At 68.6% G+C, this 20,055-nt stretch carries 18 protein-coding genes; 2 read left to right on the forward strand and 16 right to left on the reverse strand.

The annotated features are described in order from the left end of the window. Nucleotides 1-15: 15 nt before the first annotated feature. The 4 genes from ACGLYG10_RS14625 to ACGLYG10_RS14640 are packed head-to-tail and all read right to left on the reverse strand — an operon-like array spanning nucleotide 16 to nucleotide 4,175. Entirely contained in the window at nucleotides 16-951 is a 936-nt protein-coding gene (locus tag ACGLYG10_RS14625; protein WP_083565983.1) for an ABC transporter ATP-binding protein, read from the reverse strand. Then, nucleotides 948-1,997: a FecCD family ABC transporter permease gene (locus ACGLYG10_RS14630; protein ID WP_083565986.1), complete on the reverse strand. Its 1,050-nt coding sequence runs from the start codon at nucleotides 1,995-1,997 to the stop codon at nucleotides 948-950. The genes ACGLYG10_RS14625 and ACGLYG10_RS14630 overlap by 4 nt, the downstream gene beginning before the upstream one ends. Next, nucleotides 1,994-3,091, reverse strand: a complete 1,098-nt coding sequence (locus ACGLYG10_RS14635) for a FecCD family ABC transporter permease (RefSeq protein ID WP_244542701.1) — start codon at nucleotides 3,089-3,091, stop codon at nucleotides 1,994-1,996. Before ACGLYG10_RS14635 ends, ACGLYG10_RS14630 begins: the two co-directional genes overlap by 4 nt. A 16-nt stretch (nucleotides 3,092-3,107) precedes the next feature. Continuing rightward, nucleotides 3,108-4,175, reverse strand: coding sequence for an iron-siderophore ABC transporter substrate-binding protein (locus ACGLYG10_RS14640; RefSeq protein ID WP_073333595.1), 1,068 nt, complete (start codon nucleotides 4,173-4,175; stop codon nucleotides 3,108-3,110). Between the two features lie 279 nt (nucleotides 4,176-4,454). Here ACGLYG10_RS14640 and ACGLYG10_RS14645 point away from each other — a divergent pair, with 279 nt between their 5' ends. Continuing rightward, nucleotides 4,455-6,026, forward strand: coding sequence for an IS1634 family transposase (locus ACGLYG10_RS14645; RefSeq protein ID WP_073333597.1), 1,572 nt, complete (start codon nucleotides 4,455-4,457; stop codon nucleotides 6,024-6,026). A gap of 925 nt (nucleotides 6,027-6,951) precedes the next feature. Next, nucleotides 6,952-7,650: a sugar O-acetyltransferase gene (locus tag ACGLYG10_RS14650; protein WP_073333600.1), complete on the forward strand. Its 699-nt coding sequence runs from the start codon at nucleotides 6,952-6,954 to the stop codon at nucleotides 7,648-7,650. Between the two features lie 93 nt (nucleotides 7,651-7,743). Here the strand turns inward: ACGLYG10_RS14650 and ACGLYG10_RS14660 are convergent, their stop codons facing one another. The 12 genes from ACGLYG10_RS14660 to ACGLYG10_RS14715 all read right to left on the reverse strand — a co-directional run bounded on the left by ACGLYG10_RS14660 (nucleotide 7,744) and on the right by ACGLYG10_RS14715 (nucleotide 20,046). Further along, on the reverse strand, nucleotides 7,744-8,541 hold the full coding sequence (locus ACGLYG10_RS14660) for a Fic/DOC family protein (RefSeq protein ID WP_073333761.1): 798 nt from the start codon (nucleotides 8,539-8,541) through the stop codon (nucleotides 7,744-7,746). 11 nt (nucleotides 8,542-8,552) lie between these two features. Next, nucleotides 8,553-8,786: an antitoxin VbhA family protein gene (locus tag ACGLYG10_RS14665; RefSeq protein ID WP_073333605.1), complete on the reverse strand. Its 234-nt coding sequence runs from the start codon at nucleotides 8,784-8,786 to the stop codon at nucleotides 8,553-8,555. A 1,113-nt stretch (nucleotides 8,787-9,899) separates the two neighbouring features. Next, entirely contained in the window at nucleotides 9,900-10,844 is a 945-nt protein-coding gene (locus tag ACGLYG10_RS14670; RefSeq protein ID WP_073333608.1) for an ROK family glucokinase, read from the reverse strand. 220 nt (nucleotides 10,845-11,064) lie between these two features. Further along, nucleotides 11,065-11,886, reverse strand: coding sequence for a DsbA family protein (locus tag ACGLYG10_RS14675; protein ID WP_083565988.1), 822 nt, complete (start codon nucleotides 11,884-11,886; stop codon nucleotides 11,065-11,067). Nucleotides 11,887-12,122: 236 nt separating this feature from the next. Continuing rightward, nucleotides 12,123-13,508 (reverse strand): flotillin family protein, encoded by a 1,386-nt coding sequence (locus ACGLYG10_RS14680; RefSeq protein ID WP_073333610.1) that lies wholly within the window; start codon nucleotides 13,506-13,508, stop codon nucleotides 12,123-12,125. Between the two features lie 66 nt (nucleotides 13,509-13,574). Further along, nucleotides 13,575-14,111 (reverse strand): nodulation protein NfeD, encoded by a 537-nt coding sequence (locus ACGLYG10_RS14685; protein ID WP_073333613.1) that lies wholly within the window; start codon nucleotides 14,109-14,111, stop codon nucleotides 13,575-13,577. Nucleotides 14,112-14,261: 150 nt separating this feature from the next. Beyond that, nucleotides 14,262-15,803, reverse strand: a complete 1,542-nt coding sequence (locus tag ACGLYG10_RS14690; protein ID WP_170866537.1) for a DUF2079 domain-containing protein — start codon at nucleotides 15,801-15,803, stop codon at nucleotides 14,262-14,264. A 61-nt stretch (nucleotides 15,804-15,864) separates the two neighbouring features. Continuing rightward, entirely contained in the window at nucleotides 15,865-16,605 is a 741-nt protein-coding gene (locus ACGLYG10_RS14695) for a class I SAM-dependent methyltransferase (protein WP_139241015.1), read from the reverse strand. Nucleotides 16,606-17,194: 589 nt separating this feature from the next. Then, on the reverse strand, nucleotides 17,195-17,896 hold the full coding sequence (locus ACGLYG10_RS14700; RefSeq protein WP_073333618.1) for a response regulator transcription factor: 702 nt from the start codon (nucleotides 17,894-17,896) through the stop codon (nucleotides 17,195-17,197). Then, nucleotides 17,893-19,134, reverse strand: coding sequence for a sensor histidine kinase (locus ACGLYG10_RS14705; protein WP_244542702.1), 1,242 nt, complete (start codon nucleotides 19,132-19,134; stop codon nucleotides 17,893-17,895). Before ACGLYG10_RS14705 ends, ACGLYG10_RS14700 begins: the two co-directional genes overlap by 4 nt. 187 nt (nucleotides 19,135-19,321) lie before the next feature. Beyond that, nucleotides 19,322-19,510: a hypothetical protein gene (locus ACGLYG10_RS14710; RefSeq protein WP_073333621.1), complete on the reverse strand. Its 189-nt coding sequence runs from the start codon at nucleotides 19,508-19,510 to the stop codon at nucleotides 19,322-19,324. Nucleotides 19,511-19,647: 137 nt separating this feature from the next. Further along, on the reverse strand, nucleotides 19,648-20,046 hold the full coding sequence (locus ACGLYG10_RS14715; RefSeq protein ID WP_073333623.1) for a hypothetical protein: 399 nt from the start codon (nucleotides 20,044-20,046) through the stop codon (nucleotides 19,648-19,650). Nucleotides 20,047-20,055 lie beyond the last annotated feature (9 nt).

A 20,055-nucleotide genomic window follows, 5' to 3' on the forward strand; every position in this document is an offset into this window, starting at 1 on the left:
CCCCCGCCGCGGCGCTCACGACGTCGCCCCCGTATCCGCCGCGCCGACCACGTGGTGGCGGCCCTTGGGTAGCACCAGCGGTGTAGCCGAAACCGGGTCGGTGATGACCTCGGCCTCCAGATCGAACACCTCGCGCATCAGCGCCGGACTGACCACCTGGCCCGGCGCCCCCGCGGCCACTACTCGCCCCCGACGCATGGCGATGACGTGGTCGGCGTAGCGGGCGGCCAGGTTGATGTCGTGCAGCACCATCACGATCGTGGTGCCGCGCTCCCGGTTCAGGTCGGTGAGCAGGTCCAGCACTTCCACCTGGTGGGTCAGGTCCAGGAAGGTGGTGGGCTCGTCCAGCAGGAGCACGTCGGTGCGCTGGGCGAGCGCCATGGCGATCCACACCCGCTGCCGCTGCCCGCCCGACAGCTCATCCACGCTCCGGTCGGCCAACTGCGCCGTGCGCGTGGCCCGCAGCGCCTCCTCCACGATGCGCCGGTCCGCGGCGGAGGTGGAGTGGAACAGGCCCTGGTGCGGGTGTCGGGCGCGGCCCACCAGGTCGGCGACGACGATCCCCTCGGGCGCAATCGGCTGCTGCGGCAGCAGCCCGAGCCGGGTGGCCAGGCGCTTTGTCGGAATGGTGGTTACGTCCCGGCCGTCCAGCAGCACCGACCCGGACGTCGGCGCCAGTATCCGCGCCATGGTCTTCAGCAGCGTCGACTTGCCGCAGGCGTTCGCGCCCACGATCACGGTGATGGCGCCCACGGGAACGGTGATATCGACGTCGTCGACGACGGTGCGGCGCCCGTAGCCGGACCGCAGCCCGCGGGTGGTGAGGCTGCGGGGGACCGCGCGCCCGGAATCATGTGCGTCGGCGCGCGACTGGGCGGACTCGATCGACGTGACCGGAGCCGCGGACAACCCGCCGGCGGCTGCGTCGGCCCGAGTTTTGGTGGAACTCATGCGGAGGCTCCCTCCCGGTTGAGGCGGACCAGCTGAAGCAGCAGGTAGGGGGCGCCGACGATGCCGGTGACCACGCCGACCGGTAGCGCGGTGGGGAACAGATGCTGGCCGGCCAGGTCCGCGCCGAGCACGATCGCCGCCCCCATCAGTGCCGACGGCGCCAGCAGGGCCCGATCGGTGCGCCCCACCAGCCGGGCGGTGAGCGGGCCGGCGAGGAAGGCGACGAAGGCGATCGGCCCAGTGGCCGCCGTCGCGAAGGCCGCCAGCGCCACCGTGGACAGCAGCAGCACCAGGCGGGTGCGATCCACGTGCACCCCCAGCCCGGTGGCGGACTCCTCTCCCAGCGACAACGTGGTCAGATTTCGGCCCAGGGCCAGCAGTGCCCCACCCAGGAGGACGACGGCGCCCGCCAGCAGCGGCACCTGTCCCCAACTCGCATCCCCCAGTGAGCCCGACAACCAGCGCATGGCGTCGGTGACGGAATAGATCGAGGCCCGCAACTGCAAATAGGAGATCACGGAGGAGAACATGGCCGAGATGCCGATGCCGATCAGGATCAGGCGCCCGCCCTGGGTGCTGCCGGTGCCGGAGAGCAGGTAGATGACCAGCGCCGTGCCCAGCCCGCACACCAGCGCCAGCAGGTTCACCCGCATCCCGGACCAGCCCAGCACCAGGATCGCGAACACCGCCGCCATGGAGGCCCCGGAGGTGATGCCGATGACGTCGGGGCTGGCCAGCTGATTGCGGAGCATCGTCTGCGACGTGCGGCCGGCCATGCCGAAGGCGGCGCCCGCCAGCAGGCCCAGCAGTGCGCGTGGGAGCCGCAACTGCCCGACGGCGAAGACGGCGCCCGGCACGTCACGTCCCGCAATCACGGCGACCACCTCCGCGGGGGAGTACCAGGTGGTGCCGGACAGCAGCATCAGCCACCACAGGCAGGCCACCAGGGCCGCCAGTGCCGCCGTGACGGCGAGGTAGCGGCGTTGGCGACGTCGTCGTCCCGCCTCGGTGAAGCCCGGCTCCACCGCGGCCGCGGCGGCGCTCACAGCTCACGCACCTTCGCGCCGCGGGCGATCGCGATGAGAACCGGAGCCCCCACGAAGGCGGTCACCACGCCCACGCTCACCTCGCCGGGACGGGCGATCACCCGCCCCAGCACATCCGCGAAGGTCAGCAGCGCCGCCCCGCCCAGCGCCGACAGCGGCAGCAGCCACCGGTTGTCCGGACCCACCAGCATGCGCACGGCGTGCGGCACCATCAGCCCGACGAAGCCGATCGGACCGGCCAGCGCCGTCGTCGTCGCGCAGGCGATCACGCCCGCGGCCGCCGCCAGCAGGCGGGTGCGGCCGACCCTGACGCCCAGGCCCACGGCCATTTCCTCGCCCAGCGCCAGGGAGTTCAGCGGCCGCGCCACCGCGGCGGCCAGTACGACCGCGACCAGCAGGAACGGTGCGACGGTGGCCAGCGACGCCCAGGTACCCCGCCCGAGCGAACCCACCTGCCAGAAGCGGAAGTCGGTCAGTCCCTCCGCGCGCGGCAGCATGATGGCGCTGATCAGTGAGGACAGGGCCGCGCTCGTGGCCACGCCCGCCAGGGCGAGCTTGACCGGCGTGGTGCCGCCGGGGCCGAGCGAGCCGACGGCGTACACGAAGACGGCGGTGAGGGCCGCCCCGGCCAGTGCCACCCACAGGTATTCCCACAGGGAGGAGATGTGTACGAACGCGATGGCGGCGACGATCGCCAGCGACGCCCCGGTGTTGATGCCGAGAATGCCCGGGTCGGCGATCGGGTTGCGGGTGACCGCCTGCATGAGGGCACCGGAGACCCCCAGCGCCGCCCCCGCGGTCACGGCGGTGGCGGTGCGCGGCACCCGCTCGGCCACCGCCAGCGCGCCGAGTGCCTCGCCTCTTCCGGCCAGTCCGTCCAGGATCTCTCCGATGTCGACCACGCGCGCGCCGAAGGCGATCGAGCAGACGACGGCGAGCGCGAGCAGGGCGAGCAGCAGCCCACAGGCAACCAGCGGCCGACGGGAGCGACCGCGTCGGGACGACCGGGCCTCCGCCGACCCGGGAGAAGAGTCGGGCGCGGTATCCGGCAGTGGATTGGGGCGCGGCCGGGCGAGCGCGCTGCGGGCAGTCACTGGTGCTCGCTCAGGCTCAGGCGGCGTCCGCCTTGTCGGCGGCAGCGGCGATCAGGGCGACGTACTCCTCGATGCCCCACGGGATGGACAGCGGACCGGGGTTGGTGGAGGCCGACAGCGGCGTCCCGTTGCCGACGAAGGCCACCGCACCGTTCTTGATCGCCGGTATGGTGCCGACCAGGGCGTCGGCCTGGAGCGTGGCCAGGTCGGACTCCTCCCCGTACATGATCATCACGTCGACGTCGGCGACCTGGTCGGCGTTCTCGCTGGAGACGTCGCTGTAGAAGGTCTCCGGGTCGGCGTCGGAAACGGTCTGCACGGAGGCGGGGATGGTCATGCCCAGGTCGGTCATGAAGGCGGTGCGTGGATCGGCGGTGGTGTAGAAGCCGATCGTGGAGGTATCGGACTCGCTCATGTAGAAGAAGGCCGCCGACTTGCCGGCGATCTGCGGGTACTGGCCGACGGCGTCGGCGATCTGCTGCTCCAGGTCGGTGATGAGGGCGTCGCCCTGCTCGCCCAGGCCCATGGCCTGGGAGTCCAGGCGGATCATCTCCCGCCACTTGGTTCCCCAGGGCACACCCGGGTAGGCGACGGTGGGGGCGATCTGGCTGAGGGTGTCGTAGTCCTCCTGACTGAGGCCGGAGTAGGCCGCCAGGATGACGTCGGGGGCGGTTGCGGCGATGGCCTCGTAGTCATAGCCGTCGGTGTCGTCGAACAGGACCGGCTGCGCGGCGCCGGCGGCCACCAGCTCGTCGACCTTCTGCTTGGTCCACTCCAGCATCCCGGAGTCATCCTCAACCCCCCAGGTCTGGGCGGACAGGCCGGTCGGCATGACGTCCAGGGCGAGCGCGACGTCGTGATTGCCCCAGGCGACGGCGGTGAAGCGGGAGGCGCCGGCGGGGATGGTGGTGGTGCCGAAGGCGTGCTCGACGGTGATCTCCTCGGCGGTGGTCTGTGCGGCGACGCCGGCGCTCGCGGTGGAGGCGGAGGTGCCGCCGGATGAATCAGAGCCGCAGGCGGCCAGGATCGCGGCGGCGGGGACGGCCAGGCCGCCCAGCAGGAAGGACTTACGGGAGACGGTCACAGAGGTCTCGCTCTCGGTCGCAGGTGAGTGAACGACTAAGACATTAGTAGAGGTGAGGCTGTCCTCATATAGGCGTGTGAGTGCAATGGCGCACTTCGGGTCCCGGCGGTCCGAGCACGCGACCCGCCTCCGCCGTGAGTGCGAACCACCCATGCGCGGTTGGACCTGACTCGTCTCATTTTTGGTGACTCTGTGTCATGATCAGGGTTTTTCGTTGGTGTGGTGTGGTTGTGTTGGTGGTTGTGGGGCACTAATCCGGTGGCGGTAGAGTGATGGTGTGTGAGCCCGTATGTTCGTAAGGTGCGTACCGCGTCGGGGGCTACGGCGGTGCAGATCGTGGCTAAGGAGCACGGTGTGCGCCGGATTGTGGAGCACCTGGGCTCGGCCCACGATGAGGCGGAGCTGGCCGCCCTGATTCAGGCCGGCAGGGAGAAGATCCGGGGCGGCCAGGGGGTGCTGGACCTGGCCGGCCTGGCCCCTCGGGCTGCCCGCCAAGCTGTGGCTCCGGCGGTGGTGGACTCCAAGCGGTCGGTCCTGCTGTGGGACGTGCTTACGGGCGCCTACGAGATGCTGGGCCTGGGTGAGGCTACTGGTGGGGATGAGGGGTTTATGCAGATGGTGCTGGCCCGTCTGGTCGAGCCCACCAGTAAGGAGCAGGTACCCCGTGTAATCAGTGAGTTGGGGGTGGGCAGCGTGTCGCGGGCGTCCTTGTTCCGCTCGCTGTCCCGCTGCGCGGGCCGCCAGTGGCGAGACCGGATAGCGGCCGCTTGCCTGTCCCACGTCACCGGCCGCGGCGACCTGTCTTTGTGTTTGTATGACGTTACGACCCTGTACTTCGAGGCGGAGAAGGAGGACGACCTGCGGCGGGTGGGTTACTCCAAGGAACGCAGGGTGGGCCCGCAGGTGATCGTCGGGCTGCTGGTGGATCGGGCGGGCTTCCCACTACGTGTCGGCTGCTGGGAGGGCAGCAAGGCCGAAACCAGCACGCTGATCCCCATGGTCGAGGAGTTCCGGAAGGCATCCGGGATTGAGCACCTGGTCGTGGTCGCAGACGCCGGCATGCTATCGGCCGGCAACCTTCAGGCCCTTCATGATGCGGGTATGGGGTTCATCGTCGGGTCCCGTATGACCAAGGCGCCGGCGGACCTGGCGGCGCACTTCGCCTGGCGCGGGGACGCGTTCACCGACGGGCAGGTGATCGACACCATCACCCCACGTAAAGGTGCCACCAGCAGGGAACGCGACCGGAACGTCCGCGATGAGCCCGTCTGGAGCCCAGTGGAGTTTCCGGGCTCGTGGCGGGCGATCTGGGCTTACAGCGCCAGGCGGTTCGCCAGGGACAACAAGACCCTGACCGCGCAGGAGAACCGGGCGCGGGCGGTGGTCGCCGGCCACAGGCGCCCCAAGGGCACCCGCTTCGTCACCACCCGCAAGGGCGACCAGGTCCTGGATGACAAGGCTCTAGCCCGCGCTAAGCGGCTGGCGGGGCTCAAGGGCTACGTCAGCAACATCCCCGCCACGGTGATGCCCGCCAGTGAGGTGATCGCCTCCTACCACGAGCTGTGGCACGTGGAGCAGTCCTTCCGCATGTCCAAGCACGACCTGCGGGCCAGGCCCGTCTTCCACCACACCCACGACGCCATCCAGGCCCATCTCACAGTCGTCATGGCCGCCTTGGCGGTCGCCCGCCACCTACAAGCCGCCACCGGCATCAGCATCAAACAACTCGTCCGCGAACTGCGGCCCCTCCAGGAAGTCACCATCACCATCAACGGCCACCACATCACCGCCCAACCCCAGACCACCCAGACCGCACAGCAAATCCTCGAGAGCCTAAACCCAGGGCACTAAAGTGAGACGACTCAGGAGGTCTCGCTCTCGGTCGCAGGTGAGTGAACGACTAAGACATTAGTAGAGGTGAGGCTGTCCTCATATAGGCGTGTGAGTGCAATGGCGCACTTCGGGTCCCGGCGGTCCGAGCACGCGACCCGCCTCCGCCGTGAGTGCGAACCACCCATGCGCGGTTGGACCGCTTGTCCCTGGTTGGACCCCTTGCCTCCAGTTGGACCGCCGTAGCCGACGTCTACGGCGGTCCAACGGGGCGTGAGCGGTCCAAGTACGACATGGCAGTCAGCCGCCGTCGCGAGAATTCGCGAACGGGCAATCCCCAGCACCAAACCAATATTCAGGCTTGTCCGGAGGACGGGCCACGGGCAACGGGCTGTTGCGGTGGGGTGGGCTGGGTACCGCAGTGCCAGAGCGCCGCCCGCGGCCAAGCCGCCCAGGACTCGCTTGACCACCGGCGCACGGCCGAAGACGCCCCAGCGCCGCCCGCGGCCCGGCCGCCCGCGGGCGGCGCACGCTCATTGTCGATGCCTTAGCAGCGATTCCGCTGAATCACGCGGAAAACAACTCACGGCACGGTTGGTGAAATCGCTCTAGCGTGCGCCGGAGCCCGCGACGCACACAGGAGCCGACCACCGTCATTCATGCCGAAACAAAAAATGTTGAAATACCGGGCAAAACCCACCCACCCGCAAAACTGTCGGGACGCGTAAGCGTGCGCCGGCATCTGCAAATGGCACGGCACCGCCCACCGACCGGCCCCGCACCGCCCACAGCCGCACCGCCTCCCCGCACGAACGGAGCCGCAGAACCACCAACACCCCGCCGCCACGCGTCCCCGATCCTCTGCTCGCCGGGGACGAATCGCTTAGGTTTGTTAGGGGAGGCTCCTCGACCGCCAACACCCCACCCGAGACGCGAAGGAGCGCATATGAGCGAGCAAGACCGAAACGGCCTCGGCGCGGAGGCCGAGATCGACCCCCGCGAGGTGGAGGTGCGTCGCCGCATGGCCGCTCAAGAGCTGTACCTGGACGAGGGGCCCGGCCTGGAGGCACTGACCGAGCAGCGTATCCGCGGCAAGGAGCTCGCCGCCGAGTACAACGCCACCTCCCCGCGTGACGCCGCCGGGCGTCGGCGCCTGCTGGAGGAGATCTTCGGCGAGGTCGGTGAGCACGTGTGGGTGGAGCCGCCGCTGCACGTCGCCTACGGCATCCACACCCGCGTGGGCTCACCCGTATACGCCAATGCCGGACTGCAGCTCATCGACGACTCCCCGGTGATCATCGGCAACCGGGTCATGTTCGGACCGCGCGTCATGATCACCACCGCCGGGCACCCCGTCCACCCGGAGATGCGCGACCGCGGTCAGCAGTTCTCTGCTCCGGTGGTGATCGAGGATGACGTGTGGATCGGCGGGAACGTGACGATTCTGCCGGGCGTGACCATCGGTCGCGGCTCGGTGATCGCCGCCGGCGCCGTTGTGAACGCCAATGTGCCGCCCATGGTGGTGGCGGGCGGCGTGCCGGTACGGGTGCTGCGCGAAATCACCGACGCCGACCGCGACTGGTCCTACCGGGCTCCGCGCACGCTGCCCGTGCCCGGCAGGCGGGCGGGGGATGACGGCGCCTGAGTGCTCGCGTCGCTCCGGCGGCGCGCACCTCGGCCTCCCGGGCCTCGGGGTTCCGCTCGCGCGTGCTCACGCGCGCGTAACCGATGCTGCCGCTCACCGCTCCACTCCCCGGGATCCTTGGCCACGGCAAGGCCGGCGACTAGGCCGCTGCTGGGTAGCACCGGAAGACCGCCTCGTCACTTCAGTCGTCACCTGTGGGTAGGACGCTCGGACCGCTGATCTTCCCATGCCCGTTGACCGATTTGACGGGCCGGTGGCGCGTGGCTGAGCGATAACACGGAAAACCGGCACAAGCGAGTCGGGCACGGGCTCGTAGCGTCCCAGGTCAGGCCCGGACAACATGCTGGCTTGGTTCCACACCTCGGGACTCACCCGACTGAAGTCAAGAGTAAAGCGCGACAGCTCAGCCACATGCTCCATGAAGACCTTGGAGGTGCGACCGTTACCCTCTCGAAAGGGGTGCGCCTGGTTCAAGTAGGCGAAGACCTCAGCGCTGGCTCGCGAGAATTCCTCGTGGTCAAGACTCGCCCATTCGGTACCGGTGACCAGCCGGTGCACGTCATTCAGGTAGCGGTCCACTTGGCCAGCGTGGACATCGGCGAAGGTGGAGACGTTCTTGGAGATGTTCACACCACGGTACTGGCCGGCCCACTCGTAGACGTCCTGGAACAGGTAGCCATGGATTGCGCGAATGTGCGCCGCGTCGTAGGTGCGAGGAAGGCGAACTTGTCCATGAACAAGGTCGTAGGCGCGAGCGCTGGTGTCCCCGTACTCCATCCGAGCCAATGCCTTGGCATCGCGTTCGCCATAGAGGTTGCGTAGTGTGCCCTGCCCCGTGGCGGGGTTGTAGGTCTCTGGGTAGAAGTAGGACTCCCACGTCTTGTAGCGCAAGGGCGTCACACTCAGGCAGGCGTGACCTGGGCGATCCGCCGTGCCGCGGCGTGAGCGCGGCGGCGGTATTCGATGATGTCGATCGCACCTCGCGCATAGTCGGTCAGGTTCTCCACGTCCTCACGGGTCGGTTCGAATCCCTCGTGCCAGCCTGCAGCGAGAGACTGCCGCACTGCGTGACGCTGGGCCTCGTCGAGCTGGGTGAACAGCTCGGGCCAACGTTCCTCGATGTCGAACTTCTCCATAGGGCTCTCCTCTCCAGTGGGTCAACTATTCTATCGGCGTCCCGAAAACTGTCTACGGGTTGCTTCGGTCCAAATAACTTACAGGTCATAGTTTCGGACCGCTTGTGCACAGGGAAACAGCCTCGCTGACCAAGCTCTACGGAGCTACTCCGGAAACGGTCGTTTACGGGCTCTTCCGGTTTGAGGGCGTGGTGGCTTCCGGCCGGGGCTGCGGTGCGGGGGTCGTTCTCGGGGCGGATGAGGTCGATGTCGGGCCGGCGGGGTCGTGTTCGGGCTGACGGGGTCGTGCTCGGTAGGTGCCGGGTCGCCGAGAACGCGGGATAAACCTCCACGACGCCGGTTAGCCGCCGAGGACGCCCTCCCGAGCGGCGTCCTTAAGGGCAAACCCACGTCGTCGACGGCTAATCCACGTCCTCGAACAACCCCCACCAACCCACCCAAACCAGCTCCTCGTACTGGCGGCTGTGGTGGCCGGCGTCTTGCGGGGTGAAGGACGTGGCGAGCCGTGCCGTCGTGAGCCGTGCCGGTTCAACCGCGCCGGCTCACCACGCCGGACCCGACTGCACCTGGCTGCCGACAGCCCCGGCACCCGGAAGCAGGACCGTCTACAACGCCGCTTCCCGGTCTGCAACGCCACTTCGGGGTTAACAACGCCAGTTAACCGTCTGCTGAAGGCCCCCGACGTATACAGCAGAACGTTAAGTAGCGTTGTTAACGCCCAACCGGCGCACCAGACACCCCACCCCGTGTTAGGTCTCAGGACATCGGCAACAGTTCTACCTCAGCCCCGACACAACCACCACACCCCCAAACCGGAAGAGCCCGTTTACGACACCCTAGGCACCTACACCAACCGAACCGGCCCACAATCTTCCACCAGTGCCAGGGAGCCAACGGGCTCACTGTAATCAGGCGCATGCCATGAGCGCTGCGGGCCGACCCGCCAGGCAACACCCGCGACGTCGACGACGACCGACCCAGCAGGTAACGCGACGAGTTGCCACGGCATCCACAACACCGCATAGTCGGCATCACCGCCATCGTTGGCCGGTGCTCGGCGTACGAATTCCCGTCTGACGTTCTGCTCTCACGTACGCATACGTGAGAGGCGGATCAGTCCTGGCGGGCGAGATCGGCGGCGCCGATGAGCCCGGCCTCCTGGCCCGAGGAGGAGATGACGACCGGGATCTCGGGGCGGTGGGCGTGCGCCGTCAGGTGCTCGTTGAAGCTCTTGCGCACCGGGTCCAGCAGGATGTCGCCGGCCTCGGTAAGACCGCCGGTCAGCACGATGACCTCAGGGTCTAGCACGGCGCACAGGTCGGCCAGCCCCAATCCGAGGGCGCCGCCCAGGCGGGCGTAGCACTCGAGCGCCGCCGGGTCCCCCTCGCGGGCGGCGGCGGTGACGGCCTTGCCGGAGATCTTGTTCTGGTCCCCGCCGGAGAGCTCAATGATGCGGGCGGCGTAGTCGGGACGGAACTTGGCCAGCTCCCACCCGTTGACGCCCAGCGCCGTGCCGGAGCCGTAGCGCTCCAGGCAGCCGCGCTGGCCACAGCCGCAGGGGCGCCCGTCCGGGACCACGTTGATGTGGCCGATTTCGGCGGCGAAACCGGCGGCGCCGCGCACCAGGCGGCCGTCGATGATCACTGCTCCTCCGACTCCGGTTCCGAGAGTCACGACGAGGACGTTCTTGGCGCCCTTACCACCACCGAAGCGGGCCTCGGCCCAACCGGCCGCATTGGCGTCGTTCTCCACCACGACCTTCTTGCCGGTGCGGGAGGCGATCTCGTCGGCGATGCGGGCGCCGGTCCAGTCCAGGTTGGTGCCGTAAACCATGGTGTTGCGGTCCGAGGAGGTGAAGCCCGCCGCACCCACACCGATGGTTTCGACGTCGTACTGCGCGGCGAGCTCATTGGCGACGTCCGCAATGGTGGTGAAGATGGCTTCACGGCTGGTGGCGGGGGAGTCGCGGCGGGCGGTGGCCAGAACGGTGCCGTCCTCGTCGACGACGCCCGCGGCGATCTTGGTGCCGCCCACATCGACGCCGATGCTCAGTGCCATAGTTGTTCTCCTGATTGATTCAAGTTGCCGTATGTCTTGTCATTACACCTGCCGCACGGGGCGTCGGTGCCCCTGGTCGGCCGGCTCGCGTCGGTCGCGCGGGGATATGAACCTATTGTGACAGTCGCCATGAGCCAGGCCAACCTCGGTCCGCGCGCAGATCGGTACATCCCGGGCGCAAGCCCCTCACCGAGGTCGGTTGAACTGACGGGGCGCCCGGCTACGGGGCGGGAGTGGCGCCTCCTCCCGCTGCCACGGCCTGCTCGAGGATGGTGGCCCGCATGTAGTCCTCGGGTGCGTAGCCGGAGACATAGGCGTCGTTGACGATGAAGAAGGGCGTGCCTTTGATGCCGAGGTCATAGGCGTGCTGCTTGGCGTCCGCAACCGCCTGCACGGTTTCGGCAGCGGTCATGTCGGTACGGAACTGATCCAGGTCGGGCACGCCCGCCTGCTCGGCGAGCGCCACCAGGGAGTCCTCGGTGTACTCGGGGTGCTCGCTCGGATCGGTGGCGGCGTAGACGGCGTCGTGGAACTCCCAGAACTTGCCCTGATTCCCAGCGGCGATGCCGGCCTGCGCCGCCAGTGGGGAGGTCTCGGTGATCTGGGCGAGGTCGCGCCACTCCACGCGCAGGGTGCCGTCCTCAACCAGGTCCTCCAGTGCCGGATCGACCTCCTGGGCGAACAGGGTGCAGTAGGGGCAGGCGAAGTCGGAGTAAATGACCATGACCACCGGGGCGTCGACGTCGCCCTTGGCCTGGGCATCGGCGGGGTCACGCTTGACTTCCCCGTGCAAGATCGCCAGCAGGTCGGGGTCGGTCTGTGAGGGTGCAGCCGTCTGCGCTCCACTTGCCTGCGCCGAAGCGGTCGCCGGAGCCTCGGCGGTGGCGGGAACCTCGGCGCTGGACCGGTCGGGGCGGATCGCCAAGATGATCGCAATTACCGCGAGCAAGATCGCAATCACGATGAGCAGGGTGACGACGATCGGATTGCTGCGGGATGCTGGACGCGGCCCGGTCGCGGTGTCGTGGTTCGGTGACGTCATGGCGGCAGTCTTTCAGAGTCGCCGTCGACGCTCGCCCGCGACATGGCCCGCAGATCGGCAACGTTAAGTGGCATCTCGATAAAGAGCGATCACCTCTGGTACGAGCTTTTGCACCCTGGTGTACGGCAAATTCCCGCACACCAGGGTGCAAAAGCTCGTGGCAGGGCGCAAAGGCTCGTAGTAGGACGCAGCGCACCGGAAGAGCCCAAGCACCGATGCCCAAGTGATGGCAGAGACTAGGCGTTATCGGAGTCGTCGCCGCCGAAGCGCCGCATCATGTCCGTCAGGCTGGTGCCGGTCAGCGAGCGCATGACGGCGTCGAGCTGCTCGACGTTGCCGGCCACGGCCTTGGGCAGCGCGGAGGCGCCCTCGGTGGAGATGATCGACATGTCCTTGACGCTGCCCAGCGGCTCGGCCAGAGCGCGGGCGATCTCCGGCGCCTTGTCCAGGATCATCTGCTGGGTCGCGGCCCGCCCGTACTTTGCCAGGGCGTCGGCCTTGTCGCTCATGGCCTTCGCCTCGGCCTCACCGGCGGCGCGCACGGCCTCGGCCTCGGCGCGGCCGCGGGCGGCGATCGCCTCCGCCTCGGCCTGGGCCTGCGCGGCGGTGGCGCGGGCCTGGGCCTCGGCTCGGGCGACGGTGGCCTGCGCCTGCGCCTCGGCGTCCAGGCGGGTGCGCTCGGCCTCGGCCTCGGCCTTGCGGATCGACTCGGCCTTGGCGGCCTCGGCCTCCTGCTCGCGCTGGTAGCGGGCGGCGTCGGCGGGCTTGCGGACGGTGGAGTCCAGTTCGCGCTCGGTCAGGGCGGCCTGCGCCTCGGCGGCCTCCTGCTCGATGACGGCGATCTCGCGCTTCTTGGCGGCGCGCGCCAGGGGCCCGGCGGAGTCTGCCTCCGCCTGGGCCTTATCGGTCTCGGCCTTGAGCTCGGCCTGCCGCAGGGACAGGTCGCGCTCGCGCTCCGCGATCTGCTGGCGCGAGGACACCTCGGCGTCCTTGGCCTCCCGCTCGGCATTGGCGCGGGCCACGCGGGCGTCCTTGGCGACGCGCTGCTGCTCGGGCACGCCCAGGGAGTCGATGTAGCCGGAGGCGTCGGTGATCTCGGAGATCTGCAGTACGTCGATCTCCAGCCCCATGTTGGCCATGACCGACTTGGCGTCGTCGAACACGTTCTGCTGGAGGGCGTCGCGGTCGGAGATCAGGTCGGTGACGGTCATGTGGCCGATGATGGAGCGCAGCGAGCCGATCAGGGCGTCGCGGGAGGAGTCGGCGATCGCCTGGTCCGTGTTCGGCTTGCCCAGGAAGCGCTTGGCGGCGGCCCGCACCTGCTGGTCGGAGTCACCGACCTTCACGGCGGCGACGGCGGAGACGGAGACGTTGATCTTGTTCTCGTCCTCGGCGGTCACCTGGAAGCCGATGGTGTTCTGGGTGAAGGGCAGGTACTGGATCGACTGGATGATCGGCAGCACGAAGTCACGCCCGCCGGGTCGGATGATCTTGACCTCCCCGTTGCGGGTGGAGCCGGATACCAGGCCGGTCAGGTTGGAGGGCACGACGACGACCCGAGACAACATGTAGGCGCCCAGCAGGAGCACCAGGACGACGACGGCGATGATGGCGTAAAACATTCGCTTTCCTTGGGTTTGCGGGGTTAAGGGGGACTGTTGGAGCGGCCGGCGGAGACGCCCACCCGGCTACTCGGTGGGTGCCGAATGTCGATCGGCCGCCCGGTCGGGCGGATCGACGCGGCCGACGACGAGCGTGTCGTCTGCGGTTGCGTCCACCACCCAGGCGATGGCGCCGGCGCGCAGGGCGTCGTCGGAGCGGGCCGGCAGGGTGGCCTGGTGGCCGCGGGAGGTGGCGATGACCTCGCCGCGGCCGTCCTTCCACCACAGCACCCGCACCTCGCTGCCGACCAACTCGCCGACCGTGAGGGGGATGGCGTTGCGGGGCATGGAGCGGCGCAGCCGCACCCACACGGCGCGCGTGCCCGCTCCGGCGGCGACGGCGAAGCCCAGCGGCACCCCGATCAGCACCTGCGTGGACAGCCGTTCGCCGGCCAGCGCCTGCACCCCCATGCCGACGGCACCGAACACGCCCAGGGCGCAGGCCAGCACTGGTAGGGATCCGTCGAACAACAGATCGTCCAGGCCATCGAACAGACCGTCGAGCAGGAGGGAGAGTGCCAGGGCGCCGCAGCCGATGAGGGCGCACCACATGAACGGGGACATGTACGCCTTTCTGTGCCGCTGCGAGCCATCGGGCTCAGGTTGTTTACACCCGGATTGTTACATGTCCGGCGGACTGACGGTATGCCCGTCCCACGAGCCGGGCACTCCGGTGATGGGGACATGTGCCCATCGCGTCGTCGGCCACGGCGGTCAACTCACGCGTCGCGCCACCTGATAGCCGCCGGTGTCCAGCACCAGCTCATAGGTGGCGCCCGTGGCGGACCGTTCGCTTGCCCAGGCGGCGGCGTCCGCCGGTGGGTTGCCGCCCCAGGCGGAGGAGGAAGAGTCGACCACCACGTAGTCGGTGTCCACGGTGGAGGTACCCACCCAGTAGACCGTGTGGTCCGGGACCAGGTAGGCCAGCAGCCCCAGGTCGGTTTCGACGCTGGCCCCGTCTGGGATCACGTCGCTGACTTCGGCGGCGGCCTGCGCGCGCCACGAGGCGGCGCCGAAGCCGGGTTGGGTCAGGCTCCACAGCGGCAGGTCGCGGGCCGTGCCCACTCCGGCGGCCAGGGGCACGACGACGCCGAGCGCCACCGTCAGGCGTGCCCACACCGGCGCCGCCCGTCGGCCCGACGCCGGGGTCTGGGGAGCCGTGGCCGGGTTCGCCTCGGTGCCGCGCGCCTTGAGCCGGGCGACGACGTCGAGCAGCGCCCCCAGCGCAATCGGCATCAAAATCGCGTTGTAGTGCCAGTTCTGCCAACCCCAGTAGAACTCGTTGCCGGACAGGAAACGCCAGGCGAGTGTGGGCAGCACCAGGGCCATCCAGGGGGAGGCCAGGCCGATCCCCCCGGCGGTGTACATCAGCATACCCAGGGTGGCGAGCTTGACCTCGGGTGAGAACAGGCGGCTCAGCAGGCCTGCGGAGGCGCCGTCGTCGGACAGGCCGTACTCCCAGGTGTTCGAGGGACTCAGCAGCGGCAGGAACACCAGGACGGTGAGTAGGAACGCAAGCAGGCCGAACAGGGCGACGGCGAAACCCAGGCGAGTGGTGCCCAGGCGGCGCCACCAGTTCGGGCCGCGCGGGGTTGGCTGCTGCGGTGCGCCCTGCAGACCTCGCAGCGCGATGGCCAAGCCCGCCATGAACACGGTCAGGCCCAGGTCCTCCTTGACCAGCACGAGCGGCGCCAGCCACCACGCGCAGCTGCGCCAGCGTCGCTCGACGAAGGCCACCGACGCCCACGCCAGCAGCGGCACCGCAAAGGCGATCTCGTGGAACTGGGCGGCCACCGCTCCCTGAAAACCCCAGGAGAGCACATAGAACAGTCCGAGCAGGGCGGCCACCGGACGGTTCAGCAGGCGGGTGGCCAGCCGGGTCAGCGGCCAGGCGGAGACGGCGAGTAGCAGATCCTGCACCACCAGCAGGGCCAGCGGGGTGGGGAACAGTCGCCACACTGGGCCCAGCAGCACTAGGAGCGGATGAAAGTGGTCCCCCAGCAGGTTGTAGCCCTCGCCCTTGATGGGGACGATCGGTGCCTGCAGATGCGAGTACGCCTTGGCCAGCTCGGAGAAGATCGCCAGGTCCCAGCTGGGTACCTGCATGGAGCGCCACTGGCCCACCGAGTAGATGATCATGGCGGCGGCCCCGACGATCACGGCCAGCGCCGCCGGCAGCCGGTCGAATAGCCACCGGGAGGAACGCGGGGACCTTTGTGCCAAGGTGCGGTCAGGGCGGGAGTCGGCGGAGGTCATCGACGTGAGCCTACCGAGGCGCCCGCCCGTCATGTGCGGCCGACGCCGGGCCCCTGCAGGTTCAGTGCAATTTGACGGTGCCGAAGACGATGTTGGTGTGGTGCGGGCGGCGCGTGTCCGGAATGAAGTGGCGATAGTCGAGCGTGACGCCGGCGTCTTCGAAGTCGCGCATCAGGTCGTGCGGCGCCACCAGGAAGCGTTCGGAGATGCGGGTCTGATCGCCCTGCGCAAGCGTGATCCGACGCCGATGCCGGGCATGGTCTATCCGCTCGGTCAGGGTGATGCCGGGGCGCGTGGTGAAGGTGGTGCTGGCCGGCGCCTCCGGGCGGACATGCTCGGCCGACAGGATCAGTCGGCCGCCGAGGGCAAGATGTGCGGTGGCCAGGCGAATGGTGTTGCGACGTTGCTCGGGGTCGAGAGCGGTGATCGCACCCGCCGGGATACATACGGCCTTGAAATGCTCATGGAAGAGGAAGTCAGTCATGTCGGCCCGGCACACTTCAATACGGGCCGCCACGTCTGGCTGTGTGTGGCGCAGCCCGTCCATGCGGCCGCTGAACAGGCCTAGGACGTCTTCCCTGTTGTCGGTGGCCAGGACGCGGTGACCGGCGGCGGCCATGGGCAGGGTGACTGGGCCGACGCCGCAGGCCAGCTCCAGCACGCGCATGTCGGCCAGCCGCGGGTTCTGAATGAAGGAGAGCAGATCGAGTACGGACTGGATCTCCGACTCATCGCACAGGGATAGCAACCGGGCTCGGGTCTCGGCGGGGTTGCGGTGGGCAGAGATTAGGGAACGAGGCACGTTGGTCACCGCGTTTTGCCGGATCGATTGCGGAGGATGCCGATGCGGGTCCCGGAGGGGGAGTCACCTACGACCCGCGATGCCTGCCGGGGTCGCGGTGGCCGCGAAATGGGGTCAGTCATGTGTTAGCTCCTGTTTGCTCCCAAGGGGTCGGTGCGGTGCCGGTGCGTGTTGCGCCGGGTATTGCGTCCGTGCGCTACAGCTTCCGGTGCTCGCAACTGCATTGCGCATTCCACTCTCGTTGCAGGTATGAACAATCGGCCGAGTGGGGAGCCGATTGGGCGATTGGGGGCGGGGCCGGCCGACCGGCGTCGACTCGCCCTGGCGAGAAACCACGACGGCGCGGCGCCGGATCAGATTCCGGGCCGCGCCGCCGCCGAGTGTGGGTCTGGGGTCACCCCCAGCGTCCCCATCCCAGGAAGTAGGCGAGAGGGTTATACAGACAGCGGGAACCGCTACCGATAAAGAAGACCATGGCCGTATCTTTCTGCTAGCCGGACTGTTGCGAGTCTCGCAACACATGGACTTATCTTCGCGTGATTTTTGGGTGACGGTATCGGCCGACCGGCTAGGCCGATCGGCCGATGTCTCAGATGAGGCCGGCGCGCAGGGCGTAGACGACCGCGCCGACGCGGTCCTGTACGCCGAGTTTCGCGATCAGGGTGGACACGTGCGTTTTTACGGTCGCGTCGCTTATGCCCAGGGTGCGCGCAATCTGCCTGTTGGTCTTCGCCTCGGCCATGAGGGCGAGTACCTCGAGTTCCCGGGGCGAGAGCGTGACCCCCGGGGGCAGCGCCTGCGCGGTGCTCTGTGTGTTCTGTGGTGATGGCTTGGGCGGCGGCGGGGCGGCGCTCTCCCGCGTGGGCATGCCGGTGACAATGGCGGAGGAGGTGGGTGAGAGCACCATGTTGCCGGCGGCAACATGCCGGATGGTGGCGGCCAGCGTCTCCACGGGATCTTCCTTGGCGATGAATCCACGCACCCCGGCGGCGAGGGCCCGATCGACCACCGAGTCGGCCACGAAGGTGGTGAGCACGAGGGTGGCGATCTCGGGGCGCTCACGCTGCAGCACCTTGGCCAGGGCGATGCCGTCCAGGCGCGGCATCTGCACGTCCAGCAGCAGCACCTGCACGTCGGCGTCCGGCCTGTCGGAGCGCAGGATGTCGAGGGCCTCCTGTCCGTCGCGGGCGGCCCAGTCCACCTGTATGTCGTCAATGCTCTCGTTGGTGAGCAGGTCAGTGAGCGTGCGACGCACGAGTGCGTCGTCGTCGACGATACCGACGTGAATCATGGTTGCTCCTCCGGGGGCAGGAGAATACCGCTGCGGTGTCCGGCGACCGGAACGGTCGCGGTGACCATCCAGGAGCCGTCATCGGACAGGGTGGTCAGCGTTCCGCCGATGGCGGCGAGTCGCTCGCGCATGCCCAGGATACCGGTGCCCGAGCGGGGCAGGTGCGCCCCGGCGTCGCGTACGCGGTTGGTGGACACGAGACGGATCACCTCCGGGCCCAGCGAGAGCGTGATGGTGACCGGGGCGCCGGGGTCGGCGTGGCGAATGACATTTGCGCCCATCTCCCGAGCCACTCGGGACAGGGTGCTGGCCTGAATCCGGGAGGGCGCGGCGTCGCCCAAATGACGGTAGGTGACCTCGAAGCCGGCGGCGGACACGTCGGCACTGACGGCACTCACGGCGGTGCGCAGATCGGTGACGACGCTGCCCAGGCCCGTGGCCGTAGAAATGGGCTGCTCCCGGGTGGAGGACGGCTGGCGCAGGGTGCGCAGGAGCAGGCGCAGCTCGTGGAGGGCGTCGGAGGCGGTGGCCTCGAGCGCGGCGAATTCGTCGCGCGCCCGCTCCGGATAGGAGGTGTCGGCGGCCGCCCGCTGGGCGCGCAGGGCGGTCTGCGACATGGAGTAGGCCACGAGGTCGTGCATCTCCCGGGCGATCTCCAGCCGCATCTCCTCCAGGTTCGCGTCCGCCTGCCTGGCGTCGGCCAGACGCGAGGCCTCGATGAAGCGGACCAGGACGCCAAGCGGGACCAGCAGGGCGCCCATGAGCATGGTGTACCACAGCGTCCCCAGGTTAGCCGCCGGGTCATCGGTGGTGGCGCCCGGGCCAATTAATACGATCGCGTTAGTGAGGACCGTCACAAGGAGCAACAGGAGTGATGGTCCCGGCCGCAGGAACCTGCCCAGGAAGAACAGGAACGCCAGATGGCTGATGCTCATGTCGGTGGCGTACGGGCCGGGAAGAATCAGCAGGCTGCACCAGCACACGAGGTAGGCGACGATGCCGGGCAGTGGTCGCAGCGGGATGAGGGTGATCAGCGCCAGGGCCGCAAGCATGAAGACGATGTCGATCGGCCCCAGTGAGTTCGGGTTTGTTGCCACATTGCCGACGAGGTTTCCAAGTCCGACGACCGCGCCGATGATCACGTAGATGCGGCGGTTGGGCAAGGGCTCGGCTGGGCGCAGGAGGGCCTCGCGCGCGCGTGCCGCCAGCGAGTCGAGGGCGTCACTCCGCACCGTCACGCACCCCCTTCGGCATGCCCACCGTTATTCGCTCACTTTAGCAATGCTTGGGGCGACTCATCAGGAATCGAATGGCGGCTCCGATGGCTGCCGCTAGCGTGCGTATTGCTAGTGATTCAGAAGTGAGATTGCCGTGGGATCAGGTGGGACGCAAGCAGGTTGGGGCGCGCAGGGAAGCCGAATGCGCTCAGCGGCGGCGGCCGTCCCCGGGGCCGTCGGCGTCGCTGACAAAGGCGACGGCCAGCGTACCGATGGAGGCCACCAGAACCACGATGGCAATGATCCACAGCCAGGCCAGGTGCGTGCAGGCGGCGAGCGCACTTAACGCGACGCCCACGAGCAGAAGGGACCAGCCGGCAGCGCGGGGTGTGGGCATATGGGCTCCTGGGGAAACACGGGGATTTGGGGAGGAACGGCCAGGGGGAGGGCCGGTGACCGCCCGCATGCGCGGGCAGTTGGGACAACGACAATAGCCTGCCGCGGTCGGCCGGGCGAACGGACCGAAGCGTTGGGTCAGAGGTGGCCGTTGGCCAGGAGTACCCCCCACGGGCCGTAGGGGAGCTCCAGATGGCGGATGCGGGCCAGTTCGGCCAGCACCGCGTACCGGCCGTAGACCCATGCGAGCGCGACGGCCAGCACGGCGATGACCCCGCAGGTACTGGCGACTTGCAGGGGGTCCAGGAGTCGGCGCGCAACAATCAGCAGCGAGGCTCCCAACACTGCGCTGGCGCCGGCGGCGGTGATGGCTTGAATGATCGTCCGGAGCGTGCTCAGCAACCTGGCGTCCGTAATGGTGCCGCCCACCGCGGCTCGGGCCATCAGGAAGTTCCGGTAGCGACGGCGTGACACGAGGAACGCGATGACGCCGGTGACGAGGCTGCCGGCTATGGCAGTGAGAATCTCTATGGTCATCAGGGGCTC

The sequence above is a fragment of the Actinomyces glycerinitolerans genome (assembly GCF_900098745.1).
Classification (GTDB): Bacteria; Actinomycetota; Actinomycetes; order Actinomycetales; family Actinomycetaceae; genus Actinomyces; species Actinomyces glycerinitolerans.